This window comes from Yaniella sp. (assembly GCF_030453185.1).
In the GTDB taxonomy this organism is placed as follows: Bacteria; Actinomycetota; Actinomycetes; order Actinomycetales; family Micrococcaceae; genus Yaniella.
Genome location: NZ_JAKDKW010000070.1, coordinates 1 through 11,614 on the forward strand (window position 1 = coordinate 1; position 11,614 = coordinate 11,614).

At 54.6% G+C, this 11,614-nt stretch carries 11 protein-coding genes and 1 tRNA gene; 6 read left to right on the top strand and 6 right to left on the bottom strand.

The features are described 5' to 3' along the window. Both L0H14_RS09785 and L0H14_RS09790 read left to right on the top strand, forming a co-directional pair. The coding region (locus L0H14_RS09785) for a tyrosine-type recombinase/integrase (protein ID WP_301421745.1) at window positions 1-700 on the top strand (700 nt) is incomplete at its 5' end. Window positions 701-896: 196 nt separating this feature from the next. Then, on the top strand, window positions 897-1,400 hold the full coding sequence (locus L0H14_RS09790) for a DUF3145 domain-containing protein (protein WP_301421746.1): 504 nt from the start codon (window positions 897-899) through the stop codon (window positions 1,398-1,400). Window positions 1,401-1,486: 86 nt separating this feature from the next. Here L0H14_RS09790 and fabF read toward each other — a convergent pair whose 3' ends face one another. From fabF to aceE, 6 genes are all read right to left on the bottom strand, one after another. Further along, window positions 1,487-2,731 carry a beta-ketoacyl-ACP synthase II gene (gene fabF / locus L0H14_RS09795; RefSeq protein WP_301421747.1) on the bottom strand — a complete coding sequence of 415 codons (1,245 nt, stop codon included), beginning with the start codon at window positions 2,729-2,731 and terminating at the stop codon, window positions 1,487-1,489. Between the two features lie 134 nt (window positions 2,732-2,865). Further along, window positions 2,866-3,108, bottom strand: coding sequence for an acyl carrier protein (locus L0H14_RS09800; protein ID WP_022871652.1), 243 nt, complete (start codon window positions 3,106-3,108; stop codon window positions 2,866-2,868). 78 nt (window positions 3,109-3,186) lie between these two features. Further along, window positions 3,187-4,245, bottom strand: a complete 1,059-nt coding sequence (locus tag L0H14_RS09805; protein ID WP_301421748.1) for a beta-ketoacyl-ACP synthase III — start codon at window positions 4,243-4,245, stop codon at window positions 3,187-3,189. Window positions 4,246-4,253: 8 nt separating this feature from the next. Next, window positions 4,254-5,189 (bottom strand): ACP S-malonyltransferase, encoded by a 936-nt coding sequence (locus L0H14_RS09810; RefSeq protein WP_301421749.1) that lies wholly within the window; start codon window positions 5,187-5,189, stop codon window positions 4,254-4,256. Window positions 5,190-5,312: 123 nt separating this feature from the next. Beyond that, a complete protein-coding gene (locus tag L0H14_RS09815) occupies window positions 5,313-6,521 on the bottom strand; it encodes a CdaR family transcriptional regulator (RefSeq protein WP_301421750.1) in 1,209 nt (402 codons plus the stop codon). A gap of 185 nt (window positions 6,522-6,706) precedes the next feature. After that, window positions 6,707-9,457 (bottom strand): pyruvate dehydrogenase (acetyl-transferring), homodimeric type, encoded by a 2,751-nt coding sequence (aceE, locus tag L0H14_RS09820; RefSeq protein ID WP_301421751.1) that lies wholly within the window; start codon window positions 9,455-9,457, stop codon window positions 6,707-6,709. A gap of 255 nt (window positions 9,458-9,712) precedes the next feature. Here aceE and L0H14_RS09825 point away from each other — a divergent pair, with 255 nt between their 5' ends. From L0H14_RS09825 to L0H14_RS09840, 4 genes are all read left to right on the top strand, one after another. Further along, window positions 9,713-10,144: a DUF3052 domain-containing protein gene (locus tag L0H14_RS09825; protein WP_301419759.1), complete on the top strand. Its 432-nt coding sequence runs from the start codon at window positions 9,713-9,715 to the stop codon at window positions 10,142-10,144. Further along, window positions 10,144-10,587 (top strand): redoxin domain-containing protein, encoded by a 444-nt coding sequence (locus L0H14_RS09830; protein WP_301421752.1) that lies wholly within the window; start codon window positions 10,144-10,146, stop codon window positions 10,585-10,587. Before L0H14_RS09825 ends, L0H14_RS09830 begins: the two co-directional genes overlap by 1 nt. Before the next feature lie 40 nt (window positions 10,588-10,627). Beyond that, window positions 10,628-10,700, top strand: a tRNA-Val gene (locus tag L0H14_RS09835). 199 nt (window positions 10,701-10,899) lie between these two features. Further along, window positions 10,900-11,614 (top strand): acyltransferase (locus L0H14_RS09840; protein ID WP_301421754.1); only part of this gene is annotated, 715 nt, incomplete at its 3' end.

Here is an 11,614-nt window from a genome sequence, read left to right on the forward strand (position 1 = left end):
AAGTACATCGGTGCGTCAGTTCATGGCATGGTTAGTTCGCCAGGGTGTTCGTGAAGATGATCCAGCTGCACGATTGGTCGCTTCGAAAAAGGCATCACATCTACCCGACACCCTGTCCCAAGGACAGATGCGACAGGCCTTGGAAGGCTTGCAAGCAAAAGTGTCGCCCGAGGATGGCGCTAGCGCGGAACCAATGGCACTGCGAAATCTCGCCATGGTTGAAATTCTATATTCGACCGGCATTCGAGTCGCTGAACTCGAAGGACTAGACATCGATGATGTGGATTTCTCGCGGTCAATGATCAAAGTGACCGGGAAGGGAAATAAGCAACGCGTTGTTCCCTTGACTAAACCAGCCGTGAAGGCCCTAGAAGCATGGTTGCAACGCGGCCGGGCACAGGTGCTTTCGGGGAATCAACACACCCCAGCCGTTTTTCTTGGCGTGCGCGGTAAACGGATTGGTGCCCGACAGGTCCGGGAGGTAGTCAACAAAGTACTTCGGGATCTGGGGAGCACATCAGCTTCTGGCGTGCACGTACTCCGGCATACTGCGGCAACACATCTGCTGGATGGAGGGGCCGACTTGCGTTCGGTACAAGAATTACTTGGGCACGAATCGCTGCAAACGACGCAGTTGTATACACACGTTTCGATAGACAGGTTGCGGCAAGGCTATAACCAGGCACATCCACGAGCATAAGCAGCCGTGAGTCACTCGACTGATCTTGTAGCTGCAGGTTGACTAGATTAGTGACAATCAGGCCAGTTCCGTGATTTGTCGTAGCGCTAGTGGCTATAATGAGACCGATCAGGCATAATGGTTGCTGTCAGAACATGCAAGATCTCATATTGAGTGGTCGTAGGGGAAGACGTACCGCTAACAATGGAGGATCGGAATGTCTGGCATTGACGCAAGAGGTGTACTTTACGTGCACTCTGCCCCTGCAGCCCTCTGCCCACATATTGAGTGGGCGGTCGGGGCTGCTTTGGGTGCCCAGGAACAACTGGAATGGGAAGCTCAGCCCGCAGCACCTGGAACCTACCGCGCCGAAATCAATTGGATGGCGCAACAGGGTAGTGGAGCAAAACTGGCCTCATCACTTCGAGGCTGGGCACACCTGCGCTACGAAATCACCGAAGAAGCCTCTGAAGGCTCGGATGGTTCACGCTGGTCCCATACCCCTGAATTGGGCATCTTTCATGCCACCACTGACGTCACCGGCAATATCATGGTTTCTGAAGATCGCATTCGGTATGCCTATGAGCAAGCCAGCGGTGACCCATCAGCCGTCTACCACGAGCTGTCGCTAGCTTTGGGCGAGTCCTGGGACGAGGAACTAGAACCGTTCCGCCAAGCAGCCGATGGTGCAAATGTGCGCTGGCTGCACCGGGTTGGCTAATATCTGAACGATCCTTCACACCGACAATGGAGGTCCGTCCCTACAATCGTAGGTAACGGACCTCCATTGAGTCGTTTAAATTTGGTCTAGTAGTTGCGGAACGCTACGACAGCGTTATGGCCCCCGAAGCCGAATGAGTTACTTAGGGCAGCAATATCGCCAGAAGGTAGCTCTCCTGGTTTACCGTGGACAACATTCATGGGGATCTCGGGATCCTGGTTGTCAAGGTTGATGGTAACGGGCGTCTTGCGGTGATAAATCGATAGCACGGTGAAGATAGCTTCCAAGGCGCCAGAGGCACCCAGCAGGTGTCCGGTCTGCGACTTGGTTGCCGATACCAAGATATTGTCCAGGTGATCACCAAATACGGTCTTCATAGCAACGTACTCTGGGCGATCTCCCACCGGGGTCGAGGTCGCGTGAGCATTGACATGCACAACGTCCTTCAGATCGATGTCATCACTGGCCATTGCTGAACGAAGCGCACGCGACGCACCAAGTCCTTCTGGCTCAGGAGCTGTGATGTGATAGGCATCTGAAGCTACTGCGGAGCCGGCTAGGACCGCATAGACTTCAGCGCCGCGGGCACGTGCATGCTCTTCCGACTCGATGATCAGGGCACCGGCGCCTTCGCCAAGGACAAAGCCGTCACGATCAACATCGTAAGGACGAGAGGCGGCCTGTGGGTCATCATTGCGTTTGGACAGCGCCTGCATAGCGGCAAAACCTGCGATTGGCAGCGGGTGAATGGCAGCTTCGGCACCGCCGGTCACGACAACATCTGCCTGGCCAGTTTCGATGAGGCGACGTGCGTTGTCCAGCGCTTCGGTACCGGAGGCACATGCAGATACGGTGGTCATTGCGCCACCACGTGCGGAGAGATCCATGGAAATAGCTGCTGCAGCGCCGTTTGGCATAAGCATCGGGACGGTCATCGGCAGTACGCGGCGAGGGCCACGTTCACGCAAGTTGTCCCAAGAGTCTAAGAGGGTCCAAACACCACCGACACCGGTACCGAATGCGACCGCCAAGCGATCTGTATCAAGGTCGTCAGTGGATAGCCCGGCGTGTGCCCAGGCCTCACGTGCTGCGACGAGGCCCATTTGGGTGGTTGGATCCATGCGACGTGCTTCAACACGAGAGAGAACTTCTGTAGGCGCGTTGCTGAGCTGCGCAGCAAAGGTTACTGGCAGGTCGTACTCTTCTACCCAGTCTTTTTCGATTGGCCGCGCACCAGAGGTACCTGCCAGGGCATTTGCCCACATGGTCTCTACGTCTCCACCGATTGGGGAGGTAGCTCCAAGACCGGTAATTACGGCTTTACGGGTCATATCCATTGCCTCAATTACTTGATGGCCCGTCAGGGGCCGAGGTTTTCATGTTTTGTGAAGGGGAGGCGGCCTGCGGGGCCGGGAAATTTCCCGGCCCACCGCTCATGGCGGACACTAATGTCCAACCGATTGTGTTAGGAAGCGTTTGCGATGAAATCGACAGCGTCCTGAACAGTCTTGAGGTTTTTGACTTCCTCGTCTGGAATTTTCACGTCGAATTTTTCTTCGGCGTTCACAACGATGGTCATCATCGAGATCGAATCGATGTCGAGGTCATCGGTGAAGTTTTTGTCCAACTGGACTTCTTCAGTTTCTAGACCGGTTTCTTCGTTGACGATTTCGGCCAGGCCGGCCAGGATGTCTTCTTTGTTAGCCATGAGCGGCTCCTTTAATAGGCGTGCAACGTTGCTCGTGCACAGGTTTGTACAATTTCGTGGTCAGTGCAGGTTGTGGACTTATGGAAGTCGTACAACCTGGGCGCCGTAGACCAGCCCGGCACCAAAACCAATTTGTAGGGCCAAACCACCAGATAGTTCTGGTCGTTCTTCCAATAGACGGTGCATTGCCATTGGAATGGAGGCAGCGGATGTGTTTCCAGCATCTGCGATGTCGCGACCGATGGCCACGTGTTCTGGGAGTTTGAGTTGTTTGGCAAACTCATCAATAATGCGCATGTTGGCCTGGTGTGGGATAAATGCTGCCAAGTCTTCTGGCTCCACACCTGCATCGGCCAGGGTTTGTTTGGCAACTTTTGCCATCTCCCAGACAGCCCAGCGGAAGACCGAGGGACCTTCTTGGCGCAGGGTTGGCCAGATGCCGCCCTGGCTACCGGGTTCAGTGATCGCGGTAGCATCGCCCGTTCTTTCGACTTCCTCGATGATATCGCGCATGTCCAAGTTGGAACGAGTCATGCGGATCATGTCCCATTCTTGGCCCTTGGATCCCCAGTTGGATTTTGAAATTCCTGGTTCATCGGCAGCGCCAAGGACTACTGCCCCCGCACCGTCGCCGAGGAGAAAGGAAATCGACCGGTCGGTTGGATCTACAAAGTCCGAAAGCTTTTCGGCACCAATGACCAGTACTTTGTCAGCCATACCGGAACGTACCAGCGCATCGGCTTGTGCAACGCCATAGCAATACCCGGCACAGGCTGCAGAGATATCGTAGGCGGGAACAGTAATGTCCAACTCTCCGGCGATGAGTGCAGCAGCAGAACCGGTCGGGTATGGGAAGGTTACCGTGGATACGACGATGGCATCCAAATCAGACGCTTTGATCCCGGCCCGATCGATAGCTTGTTTACCGGCACCCAGCGCCATATCGTATAAGGAGATATCGGCTTCAGCACGCTGACGTGTCACAATACCGGTGCGCTGCTGGATCCACTCATCAGAGGAGTCGATTGGTCCGGCCAATTCTTCGTTGCCGACAAGCCTATTGGGCCGGAATGCGCCAACAGAAAGTATGCGACTTCCCTTGGTGGGGTTGTATTGATTCAAGCTGACTGTAGACAAGATAAACCTTACGCTGTGATGTTCTGGGTATGTTCGGCGATAAATTCCTGAGCTTTATCCAAATCGGCCGGCGTTTTAATAGCTAGTGTTTTGACACCCTTCATTGCGCGTCGTGCAATGCCAGTGAGAGTGCCGCCGGGCAGGAGCTCGATTATACCGGTTACGCCTGCATCCACCATAGTTTGTTGGCACATGTCCCAGCGTACCGGTGAAGTCACCTGGTTGATGAGACGGTCTACAAAGTCTTGTCCGGAGCTGACCACAGCACCGTCGCTGTTTGACGCCAAGCCAATGGTCGGATTATTCGGAGAAAGTGTTTGGGCAAATGCCTGCAGATCTGCAACTGCAGGTGCCATATATTCGGTATGGAATGCGCCGGCGACCTTGAGTTCGATAACACGGGTCTTTTCCAGGGGATCTTCTGCCAGCTTTGCTAGCGCGTCCTTGGAGCCAGCAGCCACGACTTGTCCGCCACCGTTGACATTGGCCGGGGTAATATCCAGGTTTTCGAGGTATGAAACGACCTCATCTTGGTCGCCGCCCAGCACCGCGGCCATGCCGGTTGGTTCCATAGCAGCTGCTGAGGCCATACCTTGAGCACGAACGCGAACAAATTCGAGTGCATCTACAGGGGAAAGAACCGAAGCCAGACCCGCTGCGGTGATTTCACCAACTGAGTGGCCAGCTGTCATCCAGCGTTGAGGATCCAACTTGTCGGTGTCCAGAGCCTGCGCCGCAAGCAGCCCGGCTGCGACAATAAGTGGCTGGGCAACGGCGGTATCTTTGATGGTCTCTTCATCTGATGTCGTTCCATGAGCCACCAAGTCGACCTTGGTAGCTTCCGACCATTGTCTGAGGGCCTCAGCAATACCGGGAAGTTCGAGCCACGGTTCCAGGAATCCTGGTGTCTGAGAGCCCTGTCCTGGGCACACGATTGCGAGCATAGGGTTAACTCTCCCAAATTCTTTCGGTATAACCTGGCAACCTAGACGACGAGTATAGACAAAGTTTTTGTAGGAACCCTACAAAGAAGTTTCTTCTACGCTCGACCGCAATATTGCTTCTGGTCATTGTTCTGGCTGGTTTAAGACCGTATCAAGTCTACCCGTCATGAGCGCAACTTGTAGGACATATGCATCTCTGGGCGTTGTTGGATCCCAGCCGGTAATTTCTGAAACCCGCTTCAACCGATACCGAACCGTATTGGCATGAATAAACAACTGTCGTGCAGTCGCTTCTAACGAACCTCCCGAGGTCGTGTACACATCGACCGTTTGCAGCAGTGAGTGCCCTGCTGAAGCCAAGGGTTTGTAAACCTGGCTGGTTAAAGCATTTCGTGCCATAGCATCGCCGTTGAGGGCACGCTCAGGTAAGAGTTCAGCCGCTGATACGGGGCGGGGAGCAGCCGGCCAAGCCGGGACTGCAGTGAATCCCTCTAAAGCTTCTTGAGCGGACAGCGGCGCATCAACGAGCGAATCAACCATGCGTCCATAAACAATTGGGCCGTCCCCAAAGCCACGCTGGATAGTGCGTGTATCGGCCTGGACGTCTCGGATCGATCCCAACACGATTGCTAGTCGGTCGGATAAAACTCCGATCAAGATTTGTAAATTAGCACGGGTTGCAATCTCGCGAAGTTGCGCAACCAGCTGCGGCTCATCGACATGATACGGTTTGCCCACCATGACCGTGATCCCGTGCGTTGCTTTCCACCCGGCAGCTGCGGCCCTGGAACGTATTTCATCAGCTCGATCGCCGGCCAGGATGGAGTCCAGCAGGAGTGCTTCCAGTCGGGTATCCCAGGAACCGCGGGTCTCTGCTGCTCTTGCGTACACTTCGGCCAATGCAAATGCTATTTCTCGGGAATAAAACACCACTGCATACCTGGCGGCAGCTTTGTCTGCGTCGGCGACGATGGCTGGGAGCTGCGTTTCCACGACCTGCAAAACCGTCCGAAGGAGCTGCACCGCTTGTTGGAGAGAGACCGTGCGGGACAGGTCAGAAGGTGCGTTGCCAAAGACAGACAACAAAATACCGTGTATGGAAGTTTTGACTGTTTTTTCGCTGTGCTCAAACCAGTCAGCAAATGTACTCAAACCTTGCTGAGCGATTTCGCCAAGGCTGGCCCGTTCGCGCGCCGGGAGTTCTCGAAACCACGGCAGCGACGTATTGAGCTGGTGTAGGGCAGCAGTTTTCAACTCGCCGAGGTGGGTTCGCACTGCAGCTTTCGCCTCGGCTGAGATAGGCCTTGGAAATTTCGTTGACCAGCTACTCATGAACTAATGCGCCACTTCCGGGTGCCCAGATAGACTGCTGTGGCCTTGCGGTGGGGAATAAGAAGGATCACGGTACACGCCTTCATCGTAGCCGAGGTTGCTGCATTTTTATCGTGTTAAAGGCCACGGGGTGCTGGAATGGTCCAGCACCCCGTAGCGGATGTATAAGCAGCGGTCGTCAGCGCTTAGGAGTCGCCACCAGCAATACCGGTGGTACCGCGGTTGACGTCATCCAGCCCGTACTGAGCAAATGCGGTTGACGCAGTGCCTTCGTCTATATCGCCAGATTTTTCCAGCATCTGAAGTGCGCGAACAACTACAGAATGGGTATCAATCTTGAAGTGGCGACGTGCTGCGGCACGAGTATCGGAGAACCCGAAATCGTCGGCACCCAGGGTCGCGAACTCATTCGGTACGTACTGACGGATCTGGTCCGGCAGTAGGGTAGCGAAGTCGGTGGTCGCGACAACGGGGCCCTCGGTCTCAGACATCACCTGGGTGATGTATGGGACACGCGGCTCGTTATCCGGGTTGGTGATGCGTTCACGTTCTGCAGCCACGGCATCGCGGCGCAGTTCGTTCCAGCTGGTCACGGACCATACATCGGCTGATACGCCCCAGTCATTGGCCAGGACCTCGGCAGCTTCGATAACCCACGGCAGGGACACGCCAGAACCGAACAGGTTAGCTTTTGGCCCGCCAATGTCAGATTTGGAGTACCGGTAAATGCCGCGCAGCAGACCATCAATATCGATGCCTTCTGGCTCTGGCTGATGAGTGATTGGCTCGTTATACACTGTGATGTAGTACATGACGTTCCGGACATCGTCGCCCAGATCGTGATCGCCATACATTTCATGCAAACCGTTGCGCATGATGTGTGCGATCTCGTAGGAGAACGCTGGGTCGTAGTGTTTCACACCGGGGTTGGTGCCAGCCAGGATTGGTGAGTGACCATCCATGTGCTGGGTGCCTTCACCTGCAAGTGTTGTGCGTCCAGCGGTAGCACCAATAACAAAGCCGCGGGTCAGCTGATCGGCTGCAGCCCAGAAGCTGTCACCGGTGCGCTGGAAACCGAACATCGAGTAGAAGACGTAGATCGGGATCATGATCTCGCCGTGTGTCGAATACGATGTACCCGCCGCTGTCAGTGCGGCGGTCGCACCGGCCTCGTTAATGCCGACATGCCAGAGCTGGCCCTCTGTTGATTCCTTATAGGACAAGAACAGATCGCGGTCCACAGACATGTAGTTCTGTCCGCGAGGGTTGTAGATCTTTGCCGTTGGGAAGAACGAGTCCATACCAAAGGTACGGGCTTCATCCGGAATAATTGGCACAATACGCTTACCAATATTCTTGTCACGCATGAGGTCGCGCAGTAGACGCACGAACGCCATGGTGGTAGCGATCTGCTGTTTACCCGAACCCTTACGGGCGTGTTTATAAGTAGACTCCGGTGGCATTGGCAGCGGGTCGTACTTCTTGCGACGCTCTGGAACGTAGCCACCAAGCTTTTGGCGACGTTCTTGCAAGTATTTGATTTCTGGGGCGTCTTGTCCCGGATGGTAGTACGGCATCGCGTACTGGTCTTTTTCGATTTCTTCATCGGTGACAGGAATACGGTGACGATCACGGAAGAGTTTGATCTCGTCGATCGTCAGTTCCTTCATCTGGTGGGTCGCATTGCGACCTTCGAAGGTAGTTCCCAGACCGTAGCCCTTAATGGTGTGCGCCAGAATGACAGTTGGTTTGCCTTTGTATTCAGTCGCAGCCTTGTACGCGGCATAAACTTTCTTGTAGTCGTGACCACCGCGTTTCAGACCCCAGATTTGCTCGTCCGACATATCTGCAACGAGTTCCTTGGTGGTCGAGGAGCGTCCGAAGAAGTGCTCGCGAACGAAACCACCGTCTTCAGCCTTGTATGTTTGGTAGTCACCATCTGGGGTCTCGTTCATAACACGAACGAGCTCACCTGAGTCATCGGTTTCTAGCAGTGGGTCCCATTCGCGCCCCCACAGTACCTTGATGACATTCCAGCCAGCACCGCGGAAGGAAGCTTCAAGTTCTTGGACAATCTTGCCATTACCGCGAACCGGGCCGTCCAGACGCTGGAGGTTACAGTTGATGACAAACGTGACGTTATCCAACTTGTTGTTGGCAGCAATGTGGAGTGCACCGCGAGATTCTGGCTCATCCATTTCACCGTCACCAAGGAATGCCCAGATGTGCTGGTCCGAGGTGTCTTTGATGCCGCGGTCATGGAGGTAGCGGTTGAACTGTGCCTGGTGAATCGCATTCAGTGGGCCTAGACCCATGGACACAGTTGGGAACTGCCAGAAGTCGTCCAGCATTTTCGGGTGCGGGTAGGAGGGCAGACCGTTTGGAGCCTGCGATTTTTCCTGACGGAAACCATCGAGCTCTTCTTCAGTAAGTCGGCCTTCCAGGAATGCGCGTGCATAGTTACCAGGCGAGGAGTGACCTTGGAAGTAGATCTGGTCACCGCCACCCGGATGGTCCTGGCCGCGGAAGAAGTGGTTGAGCCCAACTTCATATAGCGTAGCCTGGCCGGCGTAGGAGGAAATATGGCCGCCCACACCAACGCCGTCGCGCTGTGCACGCTGCACGATAGCGGCGGCGTTCCAGCGGAGGTAGTTACGGTAACGACGCTCTAGCTCTTCATCACCTGGATATTCGGGTTCCTGGTCTGCTGGAATCGTGTTGACGTAGTCGGTGGTCGTAACCATCGGTACGGCAACGGATTTCGTGCCTGCACGCTGTAGCAATTGACGCATGATGTATTCCGCGCGTTCTGTGCCAGCAATGTCTACCAGGCTGTCAAAGGATTCAATCCATTCAGAGGTTTCTTCAGGATCTTTATCGGGAGCATGGTCGGTCAAACCACTACGAATGTCATAGCTCTCTTCGGCTGTACTCACAGTGACCTCTTTCTTCTTCTAACGACAGCTTGTTAAGTCGTCTTGTTGGCACACTCGATGTGTGGTCAAGTGCGCCACGACAAAGGGATCTCATAGAGATTCTACCCCCGACGAATAGGCGCGTTTGAAATTCGGTCAAAGCTCTTCAAATGAAGGGTGAAACACGGGGTGTTGAGACACAGTAGGATATCTAGATGTTGCTAATGTCTCAAGAATTTTGAAAAATAGAATAACAACGTAAGTAGAAGGAGTGTTGTGAGCAACTCGTCGTCTGGCAAGAACCCAGATAACAATCATTATATTGGTGAACTCGAGCTAGCTGTTGGTGACGTAGTCCAAGAGCTGGGATGGGACGAAGACATCGACTTCGAGTTCCGGAACGGTCTTGAGGACGCCCTCGGCGAAGAGTTCCTCATGGAAGAGGACCAGGAACCCGTGGATGCGGTCCTCCTGTGGTGGCGCGAGGACGATGGTGATATCTCTGAACTCACCGACGCTCTTGAAAATGCGACGACAAACTTGGATGAGAACGCGCCGATCTGGCTCCTCATTCCACGTGCTTCACGACCCGGTCATGTTTCTCCAATGGACGTCAGCGAGTCTGCTCATGTGGCTGGACTCCGCACAACGATCACCGCGGGAGTTTCTGAAGACTGGTTAGCAACTCGATTGGAACGACGAGTGTGATGACCACTCCAGCCCTGCGCGATCAGTTTGGTCAAGCATGGCAGTTTCCACCAGTCGAGGGACTGGATCAGCCAAGTCGTGACAGAACCTGGCTGATCTTCATTCCCGGCGCATATACGCCGGTCTGTATGTCTGAGCTTGGGCAAGTCAATGAACTTGCTGACCAACTCGCTGCCGAGCAAGTCAGTGTGCGCCTTATCGCGCCCGATGCAGTTCCGGTTCTACGCATGGTCGCTGACCAGCTGGGTTTGAGTGTTCCCTTTCTCAGTGATTTTTGGCCGCATGGAGCGGCTGCCAATCACTACGGAGTGCTCGACCACACGACCGGTCGTCCGCAACGAGTGAGCCTGTTGATAGATCGTTCTGGCGAAGTGCTGCAGCGCGTGTCGGCAACAATTGGGAGCCGAAATATGGCGGATCATCTAGCCGTTTTGCAAAGCTAAAAATAATGGGCTACTATTGAATCTTGTTGCGCAACGCAAAGGGTCTTTAGCTCAGCTGGTAGAGCAACTCGTTTACACCGAGTAGGTCATCGGTTCGATCCCGGTAGGACCCACAAAGTACGGAAACCCCGGTTCTCGCAGATACATGCGGAACCGGGGTTTTGTTATTCCAGAGCTGGGCGGCTGCTGTTCGGGCCCCTCGCCGACTCCGCATTGCAACCATTCACAAGGCATCTAGGTTACTTTCAGAATTCCGTACTAACGTTGTTTTGAAGTTCTAAGCCCGATCGAGACAGTGGAGTCCGCCTAACAATGACGTCAGCAACGGTAAAGCCTCCAAACGAGCCGGCGGTTAAGGCCGGTTCGAGGTTTAGACCGGACATCCAAGGTCTACGCGCCATCGCCGTAGGCCTTGTTCTGCTGTACCACGCAGGATTGACGTGGTTACCCGGAGGCTATGTTGGCGTCGACGTCTTCTTCGTCATTTCCGGGTTTCTCATAACCGGTATGTTGGTTCGCCAGTCACTGGAAAAAGGTCGAATAGATCTAGCTGATTTCTATGCCCGGCGTATCCGGCGAATTTTGCCAGCGGCAACAGTGGTCCTGGTCTTCGTTGCTATCTTCACTTTGGTGCTCTTGCCACGGACCAGATGGGAAAGCATCGGCACGGAAATCGTTGGCAGTGCGCTGTACCTGGTCAACTGGGTTTTTGCCGATGGCACGGATTATCTTGACGCTGGCTCCGCAGCAAGCCCGCTGCAGCACTTCTGGACTTTGGCGGTAGAAGAACAGTTCTACATAGTGTGGCCCGCGCTACTGATCGGCCTGTTGTGGCTAGCAGGCCGTGGAGCAAAGCGTCGATCTGATCCGGATATGCAGAGGGCACGGATTCGCCGCTTTTTGCAGATCGGCGTAGGTCTGGTCATCGTTCCGTCATTTGTATGGTCGATCTACTACACCCAAACGAACCCGGCGCCAGCATACTTCGTGACCACTACACGGCTGTGGGAGCTCGCCATTGGTGCTG

What these genes read in the sequence shown, in the direction of transcription:
- fabF (WP_301421747.1), bottom strand. Translation starts at nt 2,731, where the DNA reads ATGACCCGTAAAGCCGTAATTACCGGTCTTGGAGCTACCTCCCCAATC.
- L0H14_RS09815 (WP_301421750.1), bottom strand. Translation starts at nt 6,521, where the DNA reads ATGAGTAGCTGGTCAACGAAATTTCCAAGGCCTATCTCAGCCGAGGCG.
- L0H14_RS09800 (WP_022871652.1), bottom strand. Translation starts at nt 3,108, where the DNA reads ATGGCTAACAAAGAAGACATCCTGGCCGGCCTGGCCGAAATCGTCAAC.
- L0H14_RS09810 (WP_301421749.1), bottom strand. Translation starts at nt 5,189, where the DNA reads ATGCTCGCAATCGTGTGCCCAGGACAGGGCTCTCAGACACCAGGATTC.
- L0H14_RS09830 (WP_301421752.1), top strand. Translation starts at nt 10,144, where the DNA reads ATGACCACTCCAGCCCTGCGCGATCAGTTTGGTCAAGCATGGCAGTTT.
- L0H14_RS09790 (WP_301421746.1), top strand. Translation starts at nt 897, where the DNA reads ATGTCTGGCATTGACGCAAGAGGTGTACTTTACGTGCACTCTGCCCCT.